This window comes from Streptomyces sp. NPDC030296, assembly GCF_055572815.1.
On the sequence record NZ_JBVICQ010000003.1, the window covers coordinates 396967 to 412499 of the forward strand.

Sequence of the window (15533 nt, forward strand, 5' to 3'; positions counted from 1 at the left end):
ACTCGTCCGTTTGTGGTGTCTGTCGTTCGGAAACACGCTATTTATCGGAAGGGTCCACAGGATTCACAGTTTCCCCCTAGTCTCTGCACTGGTACGCGACCGGAGTGACACCCCGTCAGGGGTGTGAACTCCGGTCGTGACAGGGGGCTTTGGGATCTGGGGGGATCTTTCTTGCTGACGTCAGTCTTCATTGCCGTCGTCTCGCTGGCCTTGTTCTGGATGGCGGCCTTCACCCTGTGGTGGCAGATGCACGCGTGGCGCACGCCCGAGGTGCTCGCCTCCACCCGGTTCAGCAGACCCGACGGGGACGAACATGTGTCCTTCTCGCTGCTGCTGCCCGCACGGCATGAACAGGCCGTGCTCGATCACACCATCCAACGACTACTGGAATCCAGCCACGACGACTTCGAGATCATCGTGATCGTCGGCCACGACGATCCGGAGACCACGGCGGTCGCCCGGGCGGCCGAGGCCCGCGATCCGCGGGTCCGCGTCGTCGTCGACCATCATGAGAAGAAGAACAAGCCGAAAGCGATGAACACGGCGTTGCCGCACTGTCGCGGTGACGTCGTCGGTGTTTTCGACGCCGAGGACCAGGTTCACCCGGAGCTGCTCTCCCACGTCGACCACGCCTTCCGCACCACCGGCGCGGACGTCGTCCAGGGCGGGGTGCAGCTGATCAACTTCCACTCCAGCTGGTACAGCCTGCGCAACTGCCTGGAGTACTTCTTCTGGTTCCGCTCCCGACTGCACCTGCACGCGCAGAAAGGGTTCATCCCGCTCGGGGGCAACACCGTCTTCGTCCGCACCGGAGTGCTGCGCGACGCCGGCGGCTGGGACCCCGACTGCCTCGCCGAGGACTGCGACCTCGGCGTACGTCTCTCCAGCGTCGGCAAGAAGGTCGTCGTCGCCTACGACTCCGACATGGTCACCCGCGAGGAGACCCCCGGCAGCCTGATGTCGCTGATGAAGCAGCGCACCCGCTGGAACCAGGGCTTCCTCCAGGTCTACCGCAAGCGGGACTGGAAGCAACTCCCCGGGTTCCGGCAGCGGTTGCTGGCCCGCTACACCCTCATGACGCCGTACCTCCAGGCAGTGTCCGGCGTGATCATCCCGCTGAACGTGGCCATCGCGCTCTTCCTCGACGTGCCCGTCGGCATCGCCTTCATCACCTTCCTGCCGGCCGTCACCGCGCTCGTGACCTTCGTGTTCGAAGTCGTCGGACTGCACGACTTCGGCAAGCAGTACGGCCTGCGCGTCCGTTTCTCCCACTACGTCAAGCTCATCGTGGGCGGCCCCTTCTACCAGGTGCTCCTCGCCCTCGCCGCCGTCCGCGCCGTCTGGCGCGAACAACGCGGCCGCAACGACTGGGAGTTGACGAGCCATGTCGGCGCACATCTCGCGAACGTGAACCGAGAGGACGTTCCTGCGTGACCTCCACACTTCCCGCGGCGACCAAGACGGAAGTCAAGGTCCCCGCGCAGCGGACAGCTGCGCCCGCAGCCCGTTCGACCGGTCGAACGACTCCTTCCGTTCCGCCCGGCCGTCTGCGCTCATCGCGCCCCGACCTGCTCCTGTGCGGACTCCTCCTCGTGGGGATCATGATCGTGCAGGGCTGGAACATCGCCGACTACCCGACCCTCAGCGACGACGAGGGCACCTACCTCGCCCAGGCCTGGGCGGTGCAGGAGGGCAGAGGACTCGCCCACTACACCTACTGGTACGACCACCCGCCCCTCGGCTGGATCCAGATCGCCATCCTGACCTGGATCCCCGCCCAGCTCGCCCCCGAGTCGATGACCGTCGGCTCGATGCGCGCGGTGATGCTGCTCATCAGCGCCATCAGCGCGGTCCTCGTCTACGTCCTCGGCCGCCGCCTGTCCCTGCCCCGCTGGGCCGCCGGTCTCGGCATGGCCCTCTTCGGGCTCTCACCGCTGTCCGTCGTCCTCCAGCGGGAGATCTTCCTCGACAACATCGCGGTCATGTGGACGCTGCTCGCGTTCTGCCTCGCCGCCTCCCCGAGCCGTCACCTCTGGCACCACTTCGGCGCGGGCATCGCCGCCGCCGCGGCGGTCCTGACCAAGGAGACGATGCTCCTCGTCCTGCCCGCCGTGCTGCTCACCATGTGGCGGCACAGCCACCGGGACACCCGCAAGTTCGCCCTCACCGGCGCCATCACCGCCTGCACCCTGATCGGCGTGTCGTACCCGCTGTTCGCCCTCCTCAAGGGCGAGCTGTTCCCCGGCGCCGGCCACGTCTCCCTGTGGGACGGCATCGTCTACCAGATGAGCCGACCCGGCTCCGGCTTCCTCCTCACCGAGGGCACCGGCTCGAACGGCGTCCTGCGGTCCTGGCTCTACTACGACCGCGTCCTGCCCCTCGGCGGACTCGCCGGCGCCCTGCTGCTCCTGATCACCTGGCGCTGGTCGGTGACGGCCCGCGCCCTCGCCGGTCCCGCCCTGGCCGTCGCGATCCTCGCCGGCATGGCCCTGCGCCCCGGCTATCTGCCCGCGATGTACGTCATTCAGGCGCTGCCCTTCCTCGCCCTGGTCCTCGCGGGCGGCGCCGCGAGCGTCACCCACGGGGTCCTCCGCCGCCGGCGGAGCGCGACGGAGAGGCGCCCGCTGACCTGGACGCGGTACGGGGTGGCCGTCGCCCTCGCCGCCGCGGCCGCCCTGTACGTCGTCCCCCGCTGGTACGACGGCAACCGCACGGCCATGACCTTCGACGCCAACGCCCCCTACCGGCAGGCCGCGCAGTGGCTCGGCAGCGAGGTCGACGACCCCGGCGACACCCGGGTCCTCGTCGACGACGCCCTCTGGCTCGACCTCGTCCACGAGGGCTACCGACCAGGCCTCGGCGTCATCTGGTTCTACAAGGCCGACCTCGACCCCGCGGTCACGAAGACGATGCCGCGCGGCTGGCGCGACCTCGACTACGTGGTCGCCTCCCCGACGGTACGGCGCGACGCGGTCGACCTGCCCAACGTGAGGGCCGCGATGAAGAACTCGACACCGGTCGCCACCTTCGGCACCGGCGAGGACCGCATCGAGATCCGCAAGATCCAGGCCGCGGGAGGCGACCGATGAGCAGCGGTTACGAGTCCATCGTCCCCAAGGAGCTGGGCGACCCGGCGGTGCGCGGCGCCGAGGTGCCCGAGCCCGGGGCCGTCACCATCGTCGTCCCCACCTTCAACGAGTCCGCCAACGTCCGGGAGCTGCTCCACCAGATCACCGAGACGGTGCCCTCCCGGCTGCCGTGCGAGGTCGTCTTCGTGGACGACTCCACCGACGACACCCCCGACGTCATCAACGAGGCCGCACAGGACTGCCCCTTCCCCGTGACCGTCCTGCACCGCGACCGGCCGACGGGCGGGCTCGGCGGGGCCGTCGTCGAGGGCATGAAGGCCGCGACCTCCGACTGGATCGTCGTCATGGACGGCGACCTCCAGCACCCGCCGTCCCTCGTGCCCGAGCTGGTGGCGACGGGGGAGCGGTCGTCGGCGGGCCTCGTCGTCGCCTCCCGCTACATCAAGGGCGGCAGCCGCGCCGGGCTCGCCGGCAGCTACCGCATCGCCGTCTCCCGGGGCGCGACCTGGCTCACCAAGTCCCTCTTTCCGCGCAGGCTGCACGGGATCAGCGACCCGATGAGCGGTTTCTTCGCGATCCGCCGCAGCGTCGTCACCGCGGAGACCCTCCAGCCCCTCGGCTACAAGATCCTCCTCGAACTGGCCGTGCGCAGCCGTCCCCGCCAGGTCACCGAAGTGCCCTTCGTCTTCCAGGACCGCTTCGCCGGCGAGTCCAAGTCGACGGCGAAGGAGGGCTTTCGGTTCCTGCGCCATCTGGCGGGCCTGCGCACCGCGTCCCCGCTGGCCCGCATGATCGTCTTCGGTCTGATCGGCGTCACCGGCTTCCTGCCGAACCTGGCCGGCCTGTACGCGCTGACCTCGGCCGGCATGCACTACGTCCCCGCCGAGATCCTCGCCAACCAGCTCGGGGTGCTCTGGAACTTCTTCCTCATCGAGCACCTGTGCTTCCGCGAGCGGCGGGCACACCGCAAGGGCTGGGACCGCCTCGGCCGGTTCGCGGTCCTCGCCAACGCCGACCTGGTGCTGCGGATCCCGCTGATCGCCCTGTTCGTCGGCCAGTTCGGCATGGGGGCGCTGCCCGCCACCGCGCTCGCCCTGGTGACGACGTTCGTCCTGCGCTTCGTGGGCACGGAAGCGCTCATCTACCTGCCCCGCAGGAAGCCCCGCCGTGGGGAGCGCGGCGGGGAGCAGAAGGCCGGCGGGGGGCCCGGTTCGGCCGCGAGCACGGAGGCCGAGCGGCGGTCCGGTCCGGCCGAGTCCGCAAGGAGAACACGATGACGAGCCGTCTCAAGAGCCGCACGAGAATCCGCATACGACCCAGACCCAGACGCAGGACGGCCCTGCTGGCCGTGGGCGCCCTCGCCTCGGGCCTCCTCCTCGTCTCGCCCCCGACCGCGTCCGCCGCCAACCTCGTCCAGAACCCCGGCTTCGAGACGGCGGGCCCACCGGGTGCGGCCGACATGCCGTACTGCTGGGAGAAGTCCGGCTGGGGCGACAACGACTTCAGCTTCACCACGGTCGCGGACGCCCACTCCGGCAGCAAGGCCATGAAGGTCGAGCTGACCCGCCGGGTCTCGGGCGACCGCAAGGCCCTGATCACCGAGTCGGCGGCCTGCGCCCCGTCGGTCTCGGTGGGCAAGCAGTACGACCTGAGCCTCTGGTACAAGTCGACGACGCCGGACACGGCCCTCACCCTCTTCCGGCACGACACCACCGCGGGCTGGCAGTACTGGACCGACCTGAAGACGCTGGACATGGCGGGCACCTGGACGCAGGCGTCGGTCCGCACCCCCGAGATCCCGGCGGGCACCGACCGCATCACCTGGGGCGTCTCCGTCTACGGCACCGGCTCGGTCACCACCGACGACTACACGATGGACCAGGTCGCCGACCCGGTCCCCGAACCCCAGTGCACGGGCACACCGGCGGAGTGCGCGAACGGCCGCTGGGACGTGCTGCCCACCCAGAACCCCGTACGCTCCATGCACTCCGTCGTCCTCAACAACGGCAAGGTGCTGCTGATCGCCGGCTCCGGCAACAGCGAGCAGATGTTCGAGGCGGGCACGTTCACCTCGGCGGTCTACGACCCGAAGAAGGGCACGTACAAGCAGATCCCGACACCCGACGACATGTTCTGCGCGGGTCACGTCCAGCTCGACGACGGCCGTGTCCTGGTGATGAGCGGCAACAAGGCGTACCCGGCGGCCAACGGTTCGCACGGCTACGAGGGCTACAAGGACTCGTACGTCTTCGACCCGGTCACCGAGACGTACAGCAAGACCAACGACATGAACGACGGCCACTGGTACCCGTCGGCGACGATCCTCGGCAACGGTGACGTCATCTCGTTCGGCGGCCTGCGCGAGGACTCCACGGGTTCGGTGACGGCCGAACTGTGGTCGGACGCCGAGCAGAAGTGGCTGGAACTCTGGAAGGTCAACCAGACCTGGTCGTACTGGGGCCTGTACCCGTCGATGATCCTCATGCAGGACGGCCGCCTCTTCTACTCGGGCAGCCATGTCTTCGGCAACAACATCCCCGGCACGGGTTCCGCGATCTACGACTACGGCGCGAACACGGTCACGTCCGTGTCCGGGCTCCAGCGGAAGGACGAACGCGACCAGTCCGCGAGCGTGCTGCTGCCCCCCGCCCAGGACCAGAAGGTCCTCACCCTCGGCGGCGGCAACATCGAGTCGAACCCGGAGGCGAACCGCCTGACGGACATCATCGACCTCAAGGCCCCGAACCCGGCGTACGTCGCCGGACCGCCGATCCCGCAGGGCACGGTGGACCTCGGCGCCGGCAAGGTCGCCCAGACGGGCGACCAGGGCAAGATGTACGTCTCCGCGGTCCTGCTGCCCGACGGCAAGGTCCTGGAGACGGGCGGCGGCCTCCACAACCGGGCCAACCCGGTCTTCGAGGCGTCGCTCTACGACCCGGCGACGCACACGTTCGACCCGGTCGCGGCGGACCCCGAGGCCCGCGGCTACCACTCCTCGGCGTTCCTGCTCCCCGACGGCCGCGTCATGGCCACGGGCGACAACCCCGGCAACGGCTCCTGGAACCACAACGTGTCGATCTACACGCCGCCGTACCTCCTGAAGGGCGCCCGCCCGAAGATCACGTCGGTGATCGACAAGGAGTGGGTGTACGGGGACACGCAGCGCATCACGGTGGACCGCCCGATCGCGAAGGCGGAACTGATCCGCCCCGCGGCGGTGACGCACTCCTCCGACCCGAACCAGCGCTACGTGGACCTGCCGCTGTCGGTCGACGGCAACAACGTCGACCTGAACGTGACGAGCAACCCGAACCTGGCCCCGCCGGGCTGGTACATGCTCTTCGCGGTCGACGCGAACGGTGTCCCGTCGGTGGCGGAATGGGTCCACCTGCAAGGCCCGTCGGCGATGGCGGCGGCCTCGGGCGAGGCCCCGTCGGCGCACGTCCACGACTTCGCGGACGACCTGAAGGGCAAGACCACGGGCCCGAAGAAGAAGACGAAGTCGAAGCAGGTGAGCCCCACACTCGCCGGCTGCGACCGCCACTACGGCTCCGCCAACGTGTGCGTGCCGACGGCCTTCCCGGCCGAGGTCGAGCCGACGACCACGTCCCGCTGCACCTGGCTGAAGGACAACGACTACGGCCGCCTGAGACTGAACGGCAAGGACGACCCACTGCGCCTGGACCGCAACGGGGACGGGGTGGCGTGCGGGAAGGGGGACGTGAGGCGGAGCTGAGGGCCGACGGCCCCGTATCCGACGGCACTTCGTCGGGTGCGGGGCCTCGCAGTGCGAAAGCGTGTCGGGGCGAGGCCTCGCGATGTCGTTGCGGGATCTACGGAACCTGGCGGTAGACGTCGCGACGGTTGCCGGCGGCCAGGACCCACACGATCAACTGGCCGTCCTCGACGGTGTAGACGACGCGGTAGTCGCCGACCCTGAGCCGCCGGCGCGAACTGTGGCCCTGGAGCACCTTGATGTCGAACGACGCGGTGTCTCCCGCGTCCATGGCCTTCTGGAGTTCGGCGAGGCTGTACAGGATGCGCAGGGCGTCGGGGCGCGGAACCTTGAGCATGTCCCGCTGGGCGTGCGGTGTGAAGCGCGTGACGTACCCCATGGTTCAGCGCTGGTCGGAGCGCAACAGGGCGGCCATCTCTTCGAGCGAGACCGACCCCTCCGTGCCCTCCGATTCGGCTTCGTCGGCCAGTTGGTTGAGCCATGCCTCTTCGGCGTTGTCGGCGATCTCACGCAGGCGCTGGTACTCCTGGATGTCGATCACGACAGCCTCCTGCTTGCCGCGCCGCGTGATGATCGTCGGGGTTGCCTCCCGACGAGCGCGATCGATGACGTCGGCGAGGTGGCTGCGGACAGCGGCCATGGATTCGATCACCGGATCACTCATGTCACAAATGTAGCAGATGTACATGATGCTGCCTGGCGGCAGTCAGTCGGTGCATGAACGAACCGCGGCCGGCCGAGGAGACGTCGCTGGTCAGGGCAACCCATATACGGCCGGCCGCGGAGCGGGCGGGGGGATCAGCCCAGGCGGTCCACCAGGGCCTGGTACTCGTCCCACAGTTCCTTCGGCGTGTGGTCACCGAAGGTGTTGAGGTGGTCGGGGACGAGTGCCGCCTCCTCCCGCCACACCTCCTTGTCCACGGTCAGCAGGAAGTCCAGGTCGGAGGAGGACAAATCCAGTCCGGCCGTGTCCAGGGCGGACGCCGTCGGCAGGATGCCGATCGGGGTCTCCACACCCTCCGCCTTGCCGTCCAGCCGCTCCACGATCCACTTCAGGACGCGGCTGTTCTCACCGAAGCCCGGCCAGACGAACTTGCCCTGGTCGTCCTTGCGGAACCAGTTGACGTAGTAGATCTTCGGCAGCTTCGACTTGTCCTTGTCCTTGGCCACGTCGATCCAGTGGGCCATGTAGTCGCCCATGTTGTAGCCGCAGAACGGCAGCATCGCGAACGGGTCGCGGCGCAGCTCGCCGACCTTGCCCTCGGCCGCCGCCGTCTTCTCGGACGCCACGTTCGCGCCGAGGAAGACGCCGTGGTTCCAGTCGAAGGACTCCGTCACCAGCGGTACGGCCGTGGCGCGGCGCCCGCCGAAGAGGATCGCCGAGATCGGGACGCCCTTGGGGTCCTCCCACTCGGGTGCGATGATCGGGCACTGCGACGCGGGCACCGTGAAACGGGCGTTGGGGTGGGCGGCCGGGGTCTCGGACGCCGGCGTCCACTCGTTGCCCTTCCAGTCCGTGAGGTGCTCCGGGGTCTCCTCCGTCATCCCCTCCCACCAGATGTCGCCGTCGTCCGTCAGCGCGACGTTGGTGAAGACCGAGTTGCCCCAGAGCGTCTTCATCGCGTTGGCGTTGGTGTGCTCACCGGTGCCGGGGGCGACGCCGAAGAACCCGGCCTCGGGGTTGATCGCGTAGAGCCGGCCGTCCTCGCCGAAGCGCATCCACGCGATGTCGTCGCCGATCGTCTCGACCGTCCAGCCGGAGATCGTCGGCTCCAGCATCGCGAGGTTCGTCTTGCCGCACGCCGACGGGAACGCCGCCGCCACGTACTTCGACTCACCCTGCGGCGGCGTGAGCTTGAGGATCAGCATGTGCTCCGCGAGCCAGCCCTCGTCGCGGGCCATGACGGAGGCGATGCGCAGGGCGTAGCACTTCTTGCCGAGCAGCGCGTTGCCGCCGTAGCCGGAGCCGTACGACCAGATCTCGCGGCTCTCCGGGAAGTGGGAGATGTACTTGGTGCTGTTGCAGGGCCAGGGGACGTCCTCCTGACCGGGCTCCAGCGGGGCGCCGAGGGTGTGCACGGCCTTCACGAAGAAGCCCTCGGAGCCCAGCTCGTCCAGCACCGGCTGCCCCATGCGCGTCATCGTGCGCATGGAGACGGCGACGTACGCGGAGTCCGTGATCTCGACGCCGATCGCGGAGAGCGGCGAGCCGAGGGGACCCATGCAGAACGGGACGACGTACATCGTCCGGCCGCGCATCGAGCCGCGGAACAGGCCCTTCTCGCCCTGGAAGATCTCCCGCATCTCGGCGGGGGCCTTCCAGTGGTTGGTCGGACCCGCGTCCTCCTCCTTCTCCGAGCAGATGAACGTACGGTCCTCGACCCGGGCGACATCGGTCGGGTCGGAGGCCGCGTAGTAGGAGTTCGGGCGTTTGATGGCGTCGAGTTTCCGGAAGGTGCCCTTCTCGACGAGCTCCTCGCACAGGCGCTCGTACTCGGCCTCGGATCCGTCACACCAGACCACGTTGTCCGGCTGGGTCAGTTCGGCGATCTCGTTCACCCAGGAGATCAGTTCTCGGTGGGTGGTGGGGACGGTTGACGGGGGAGCCGCGATGTCGCGCGCCACGATTGCTCCTAAATGAGGGATTTGTTGTTGGAGGCCCCGTGGGGGCTGCGGCCCGGATGCTTCACGGGTTGGATCTTTGGGCGCTCATCCGGTGCCGACCGCACTCATTTGATCATCCGACGGGAGTGCCCATATGTCCAGAGGGCCTCACACGTGAGCACCGTGAGTATCGCCACTCATCCGCTCCGTTGTCCGAGGTTCCCGTGGGTCACCACTGCTTCACCCTGGGTGTCCGGGAATTCGCCCCCGTATCCCCGATACGACATCCGCGTGAGACGATGGCCACTTCCGGGCACTCGAACGGCCCGCACCATCCCGCAAGTTACGGTTCCGTAGGTACGATGCCTGACATGACTGCGTCCGTCCCCGACGCGCCCACGGAGACGCCGGCCGACCGCCGCCATCCGGACGCGCGTTCCTTGCCGCACCAGATCGCCAACCAGATCTCGGACGAACTCCACGAGATAAAGCCCAAGCTGCGCGGCTGGCTGCACCTCGGTATGTTCCCGGCCGTGCTCGTCGCCGGCCTGGTGCTCACCGCGCTCGCGGACTCGCCCCGGGGACGCCTCGCCTGCGGTATCTACGTCCTCACGGCCTGCCTGCTGTTCGGGGTGAGCGCGCTGTACCACCGGGGCAACTGGAGCCCCCGCATGGACGGCATCCTGCGCAGGCTCGACCACGCGAACATCTTCCTGATCATCGCGGGTACGTACACGCCCCTGACCATGCTGCTCCTGCCCGATGCCAAGGGGCAGTGGCTGCTGTGGGGCATCTGGGGCGCGGCGCTCGCGGGGATCGTCTTCCGGGTCTTCTGGGTCGGCGCCCCGCGCTGGCTCTACACGCCCTGCTACATCGCGATGGGCTGGGCCGCGGTCTTCTTCCTGCCCGACTTCATGCGTACCGGCGGCATCGCCGTCCTGGTCCTCGTGGTGGTCGGCGGGCTCCTCTACAGCGCCGGCGGCGTGATCTACGGCATCAAGAAGCCGAACCCCTCCCCGAGGTGGTTCGGCTTCCACGAGGTCTTCCACTCGCTGACGCTGGCCGCGTTCGTGGTGCACTACGTCGGCATCTCGCTGGTGGCGTACCAGCACGCGTAGCGGACCGGACGAACCGGTACGCGCGGAGCGGGAACGGGCTGCGCCCGTTCCCGCTCCGCGCTCCTCGGCGGCCACGGCTTCCCGCCGTGGCCGTTTCCGCTGCTGTGGGGCGGGACGGCGGTCCGGGCGAGGGCGGTTCGGGCATGGTGGCGCCGGAGGCCGATGCCCGAGAATGAGCCGCATGAGCCCCGCGCGCACGACTCCCCCCACCGAGGGCCCCCAGCTGGGACTCCGTGAACGGAAGAAGATCAAGACCCGGACGGCCATCCGCGACGCCACCTACGCCTTGATCAAGGAACAGGGCTACGACGCCACCACGATCGAGCAGATCGCGGACCGCGCCGAGGTCTCGCCGTCCACGGTCCTCCGCTACTTCCCCACCAAGGAGGACATCGTCGTCACCGACGAGTACGACCCGGTCCTCCTGGCGGAACTCGCCGGACGGCCGGTGGACGAGCCGTGGGTCGACTCGCTGCGGCACGTCACGAAGAAGGCCCTCGGCTTCGGGCTGGAGCGGGAGCCGGAGATCACCCGGCTGCGGGCCCGTCTGATGGTCACCGTTCCCGCGGTACGGAGCCGCATGGTGGAGAGCACGGCCGTCACCGGCCGGCAGATCGCCGAGGCCGTCTCCGCGCGCACCGGCCTCGACCGGGACAGCCTGGAGGTGCGGGTCTTCACGATGTCCCTCGTCGGCGGACTCACGGAGATCACCCTCTACTGGGCCGAGAACGACTTCCGCGACGACCCCGCCGACCTCGTCGACCGTGCCCTGTCCGTCCTGGAACACGGCTTCGCTGCCGAAAAACCCTGAGGTCACCCGCCCTCCGCCATGCCATCCTGACCAGGTGAACGGTCCCGAGATCCACGTCGAAGTCGCTCCCCAGCTGGCCCTGTTCGTGCCGCACCACCGCCGCCGGGGCGCGACCGCCCTCGCCACGGACGGAGTCTCCACGCTCGGCCATGTCGTCGAGTCGCTGGGTGTCCCGCTGACGGAGGTCGGGAAGCTGGTCGTGGATGGCCGCGAGGTGCCGGTGTCGCACGTGCCGGCGGCCGGTGAGTCCGTGACCGTACGTCCGGTCGAGCGCCCCCAGCGCGTACCGGGCGCCCCGCTCCGCTTCCTCCTGGACGTCCACCTCGGGACGCTCGCGCGGCGGCTCCGGCTGCTCGGCGTCGACACGGCGTACGAGTCGACCGACATCGGCGACCCGGCGCTCGCCACGCGCTCCGCCGCCGAGCGGCGTGTGATGCTCAGCCGCGACCGGGGGCTGCTGCGGCGGCGGGAGCTGTGGGCGGGGGCGTACGTCTACAGCACACAGCCGGACGAGCAACTGAGCGACGTACTGGAGCGCTTCGCGCCGGAGCTGCGGCCGTGGACCCGCTGCACCGCCTGCAACGGACTGCTGAGACCGGCCACGAAGGAAGAGGTCGCCGACCGCCTGGAGCACGGCACGCAGCGGTCGTACGACGTGTTCGCGCAGTGCGGCGACTGCGGGCGCGCGTACTGGAAGGGCGCGCACCACGAGCAGTTGGAGGCGATCGTGCGAGAGGCGTTGAGGACGCGTACCCAGGCGGGTTGAGCGAGGGTGGCGCCCGTGCCGGGCCGGCGGTGGCGTCCGTGTGGCGTCAGTGGTGGAGGACCATCTCCTTGGCCCGGCGGTACTCCTCGTCGGTGATGTCGCCCTTGGCCCGGATCTCGGAGAGCTTGGCGAGCTGCTCCGCCTCGTCGGTGGGGCCGGCGGTGCCGACGGTCTCGCGGACGTACTGGTCCGTCTCCCGCAACTTGGCCCGGACGTGGTCCTGTTCACGCCGGCCCATGTCCTTGCCCCGGGCCACGACGTAGACGAAGACGCCCAGGACCGGCAGGACGAGCGCGAAGACCAGCCAGCCCGTCTGGGCCCAGCCGCCGAGCCCGTCGTCCCGGAAGATGTCGGCGACCGCGTACGCCTGCGGGTGGGCCGGCGTCAGCCGGGGGTCGGCGCCGACCGGCCGTCGGCGGGCGGGTGTCGCCCCGGGCCGGAGGCCGCCGCGAGCATGCCCAGGATGATCAGTACGAGGACGACGACGCCGAGGACGAGCGCCACCGCCCCGGGGGTGGGGTAGTTCCACAGCACCAGGGCGAGCGCGCCGCCGCCGATGGCGATACCGGTGGTCCACGTGACGTGGGCGGCCAGCCAGCGGCCCGCCTCGCCGGTGCGCAGTCCGCGGCGCGCCATGGCCCGCCCGGTGGCGCCGGTCCCCTTCGCGGCCGCCCCCCTGACCCACCGGGCAGGGCGCGAGGGGCCGTACAGGTAAGCGGCCAACGCCGTGATCACCGCGATGACCAGGACCGTGACGGTGCTGTTCTTGAGGAAGCGGATGAAGGTGTCGTAGATGTCGGCCGCGGCGTTCTTCGGCAGGACGCTCGACGGGACGGAGTCCAGATAGACCGACCGCATCACGGCGAGGCCGACGAGCAGCACGATCATCATGATCCCGATGCCGATCGCCGTCGCCATCAGCGCCACGCGGTGCCTGGGCGCGCTCCAGATGGCGAGCGCCGACAGGACGAGCACCAGGACGGGGAGCCAGGTGCCGACCACGTCCAGCAGGCGCATGGCGTCCTGGGCCTCGTTGAGTTTGTCGGTCTTCAGCAGGGTGACCTTCTTGTCGACGTCAGGAATCTTCGACGCCTGATCGAAACCCGCGTTCACCAGCTCTTTCTTGACCTCGTCGACGAGGGTGCCGATATTCAGGTCGATGCTGTCGGTGCCGGCCTGGATCGCGCTGTCACCCTCGCCGGTGAGGACCTTGACCACGGCGGCGTGGGCCCGCCGGTTGGCGTTGTCCCACACCTCGGCGAACTGATCGCTGGTCACCACCCTGTTCACGACGGAGTGCACTGCCGAGTTGAGCGCGCTCTTGAGCGGTCCGGTGAGCGCTTCCGCGCCCTGGACCACCGGGGGTGGCGCCCCGTCCCTCTGCAGGGTCCGTCCGATGGCGTCGGTGAAGGCGGCGACGTCGACGCTGTCGACCACGCGCTTGGTGAGCCGGTCGGTCACGGCGTTCTGGACGGAGGGTTTCGTCGCGATGGGGGCGACGGTCTGGACGTACCGGTCGGTGTCCGACACCTCGGAGTCCACCCAGGCGGCGACCACGGCGAGCGGCGCCAACAGGAAGGCCACGAGCAGCAGTACGGAGGTGGCCGCGTACCGCAGACGCCGGTGGCGGCCGTGGGCGGCCTTGCGCAGCCGTTCGTACTCGTCGCGTTCCGCGGCACTCAACGGAGGTTCGCCGGTCGGACGGCCGGCACCTTCGGAAGCCGATGAAGAGCCACCGGAAGAAGCCATGGAACTCCCCTTGGCGGACGGGCACTCGGCTGAGTGCAGGGCTGGGCGGGGGTGTGGATGGGGTGGGGGTGACGGTGGGCTCGCGGGTGCTGGGGAGGAGCGGCAGGGGGCAAGGGGCAGGGGTACGGCAGGGGAGGGGGCGTGCTGCCGGCTGTCGGCGGCTTCGTCGTCGTCGGCGGTCGCCGCGGCGGGCCGAGTCAGCCGGCTTGGCGGTGGTGGGCCGGGTACGTCGGTCGGGGCGAGCAGGTCGGGCGGGCTGGGCGAGCAGGTCGGGGGCGGTGCCTCACGCCTCTTCCAGGGCCTAGCCGAACTCGCGCGGCGTCCGGTCGTGATGGCTGTGGGCCAGTTGGTGTCCCACGGCCAGGACCAGCGCCACCGGCCACTCGATGATCTCGCACGCCGCCAGGACGCCGACGCCCGCGAGGAAGGCGAGTTGGTCGGGTGGGAGCAGTTCGATACGGGCACCGAACACGTCGAGTGTCACGGCGTGGTGGGTGACAGCGCGGTCCGCCGCCCCGCTCGGTGTCGCCGCATCCGTGTCTGGGGTGCTGCGGGGGAGGGGGCTGGTCTCCTGGGGGGGTGACGGTTGCGCGGTCATGGTTGCCATCCGATCCGTCGTCGATCACGACCCATCGGCGATGTTTTTCGGCATGTGTTTCCGGACTTGACCACTTTAGCCAGGCTGGTCGGGTGACGCATGGCGAGTGCCGTCCGCCCTGTGCCGGCCCTGCTCCGCCGCGGGTCACGCCGCCGAAGGGGACCGATATGCGGATCCTGGCGGTGGGTGGTGCACTGGATGAGGGCGCCGTGGTGTCGGAGGGGAAGCGACCGGGACCCGCCGGGAACGCCGGACGGACGCGGCTGGTGTGCCGGGGCGCCGGAAACGTCGGACATGGTGGGTGTGCCGCATGGTGGGTGTGCCTGACGGGGACGTCATCGCACCCCCGGCCCCGCCCACCGTCCGCGAGGGCGAGGACGGTTCCGTGGCGGCGGTCGACATCGTCGAGCTGAGCCGGGACATGGACACGGGGCTCACGGTGCTCGAGGGCGCGACTTCGGGACTGCTCGGTCAGGACGACATCGAAGAGGTCGGGCAGACGATCGGGGCCGGCAGCACGGCCGCCATCCTGATGTACGAGAACCGCTGGGCCGCGCCCTTCGCCCGCGCGCTGCGGCAACGGCGCCCGGTTGGTGGCCGTCGGAAGGATCCCCGTCCAGGACCTCGTCGCGGCGCTGGACTCGGTGGAGGCCGACGTTGAGACCGGGGCCGGGGCCGGGGCCGGGGCCGGGCCGAGACCGGTCTGGGCACCGGTTCGTGACAGTACGCAGAGCACAGCAGGAGGTGCCGACCATGCCAGGTCTCATGCGCGGCGTAGCCCGCACCGCCGCCGTCGCGGGCACGGCGACGGCGGTGTCGAACCGTGTGTCCCGGCGTCAGGCGGGCCGGTGGGCCCTGCAGGACGCCCAGCAATACACACCTCGGTCGGCCCCCGCTCCGTACGTGGCGCAGGAGGCTCCACAACCCGCGACTCAGTCCTCGGCGCTGTCCTCGGCGGACAAGGTCGACCAGTTGAAGGAGTTGGGCGAGCTGAAGGCGCGAGGGGTGCTGACCGAGGAGGAGTTCCAAGAGCAGAAGCGCGCCGTTCTCAACGGGTGACGC

Annotated in this window: 14 protein-coding genes and 1 pseudogene; 9 read left to right on the top strand and 6 right to left on the bottom strand. The window is 69.6% G+C overall.

Translation table 11 applies throughout. The annotated features are described in order from the left end of the window. Positions 1 to 171 precede the first annotated feature (171 nt). The 4 genes from ACZ4Z3_RS09815 to ACZ4Z3_RS09830 are packed head-to-tail and all read left to right on the top strand — an operon-like array spanning position 172 to position 6825. Complete coding sequence (locus ACZ4Z3_RS09815) at positions 172 to 1434, top strand: glycosyltransferase (RefSeq protein WP_107463420.1); 1263 nt, start codon at positions 172 to 174, stop codon at positions 1432 to 1434. After that, positions 1431 to 3089 (top strand): ArnT family glycosyltransferase, encoded by a 1659-nt coding sequence (locus ACZ4Z3_RS09820; protein ID WP_468500482.1) that lies wholly within the window; start codon positions 1431 to 1433, stop codon positions 3087 to 3089. Before ACZ4Z3_RS09815 ends, ACZ4Z3_RS09820 begins: the two co-directional genes overlap by 4 nt. Further along, a complete protein-coding gene (locus tag ACZ4Z3_RS09825) occupies positions 3086 to 4366 on the top strand; it encodes a glycosyltransferase (protein ID WP_468500483.1) in 1281 nt (426 codons plus the stop codon). The genes ACZ4Z3_RS09820 and ACZ4Z3_RS09825 overlap by 4 nt, the downstream gene beginning before the upstream one ends. Continuing rightward, positions 4363 to 6825: a galactose oxidase-like domain-containing protein gene (locus tag ACZ4Z3_RS09830; protein ID WP_468500484.1), complete on the top strand. Its 2463-nt coding sequence runs from the start codon at positions 4363 to 4365 to the stop codon at positions 6823 to 6825. The genes ACZ4Z3_RS09825 and ACZ4Z3_RS09830 overlap by 4 nt, the downstream gene beginning before the upstream one ends. 97 nt (positions 6826 to 6922) lie before the next feature. Here the strand turns inward: ACZ4Z3_RS09830 and ACZ4Z3_RS09835 are convergent, their stop codons facing one another. From ACZ4Z3_RS09835 to ACZ4Z3_RS09845, 3 genes are all read right to left on the bottom strand, one after another. Beyond that, positions 6923 to 7204 (bottom strand): type II toxin-antitoxin system RelE family toxin, encoded by a 282-nt coding sequence (locus ACZ4Z3_RS09835; RefSeq protein WP_468500485.1) that lies wholly within the window; start codon positions 7202 to 7204, stop codon positions 6923 to 6925. Positions 7205 to 7207: 3 nt separating this feature from the next. Continuing rightward, on the bottom strand, positions 7208 to 7489 hold the full coding sequence (locus ACZ4Z3_RS09840) for a type II toxin-antitoxin system Phd/YefM family antitoxin (RefSeq protein WP_468500486.1): 282 nt from the start codon (positions 7487 to 7489) through the stop codon (positions 7208 to 7210). A gap of 134 nt (positions 7490 to 7623) precedes the next feature. After that, on the bottom strand, positions 7624 to 9450 hold the full coding sequence (locus ACZ4Z3_RS09845; RefSeq protein ID WP_468500487.1) for a phosphoenolpyruvate carboxykinase (GTP): 1827 nt from the start codon (positions 9448 to 9450) through the stop codon (positions 7624 to 7626). A 341-nt stretch (positions 9451 to 9791) separates the two neighbouring features. Here ACZ4Z3_RS09845 and trhA point away from each other — a divergent pair, with 341 nt between their 5' ends. From trhA to ACZ4Z3_RS09860, 3 genes are all read left to right on the top strand, one after another. After that, entirely contained in the window at positions 9792 to 10547 is a 756-nt protein-coding gene (trhA, locus tag ACZ4Z3_RS09850; protein WP_468500488.1) for a PAQR family membrane homeostasis protein TrhA, read from the top strand. Between the two features lie 181 nt (positions 10548 to 10728). Then, positions 10729 to 11358, top strand: a complete 630-nt coding sequence (locus tag ACZ4Z3_RS09855; RefSeq protein WP_468500489.1) for a TetR/AcrR family transcriptional regulator — start codon at positions 10729 to 10731, stop codon at positions 11356 to 11358. Between the two features lie 34 nt (positions 11359 to 11392). After that, a complete protein-coding gene (locus ACZ4Z3_RS09860) occupies positions 11393 to 12124 on the top strand; it encodes a Mut7-C RNAse domain-containing protein (protein ID WP_468500490.1) in 732 nt (243 codons plus the stop codon). Between the two features lie 46 nt (positions 12125 to 12170). Here ACZ4Z3_RS09860 and ACZ4Z3_RS09865 read toward each other — a convergent pair. The 3 genes and pseudogenes from ACZ4Z3_RS09865 to ACZ4Z3_RS09875 all read right to left on the bottom strand — a co-directional run. Further along, a pseudogene (locus tag ACZ4Z3_RS09865) lies at positions 12171 to 12482 on the bottom strand (SHOCT domain-containing protein); the annotation flags it as partial. A 26-nt stretch (positions 12483 to 12508) separates the two neighbouring features. Beyond that, entirely contained in the window at positions 12509 to 13807 is a 1299-nt protein-coding gene (locus ACZ4Z3_RS09870; protein WP_468500491.1) for a hypothetical protein, read from the bottom strand. Between the two features lie 367 nt (positions 13808 to 14174). After that, complete coding sequence (locus tag ACZ4Z3_RS09875) at positions 14175 to 14357, bottom strand: hypothetical protein (protein ID WP_468500492.1); 183 nt, start codon at positions 14355 to 14357, stop codon at positions 14175 to 14177. Between the two features lie 424 nt (positions 14358 to 14781). Between ACZ4Z3_RS09875 and ACZ4Z3_RS09880 the strand changes: the two genes are divergently transcribed. Together ACZ4Z3_RS09880 and ACZ4Z3_RS09885 are read left to right on the top strand one after the other, a co-directional pair. Then, positions 14782 to 15132, top strand: coding sequence for a hypothetical protein (locus ACZ4Z3_RS09880; RefSeq protein WP_468500493.1), 351 nt, complete (start codon positions 14782 to 14784; stop codon positions 15130 to 15132). Between the two features lie 92 nt (positions 15133 to 15224). Beyond that, the gene (locus tag ACZ4Z3_RS09885) at positions 15225 to 15530 is read left to right on the top strand and encodes an SHOCT domain-containing protein (protein ID WP_468500494.1); all 306 of its coding nucleotides are present in this window, start codon (positions 15225 to 15227) and stop codon (positions 15528 to 15530) included. The last annotated feature ends 3 nt before the right edge of the window (positions 15531 to 15533 follow it).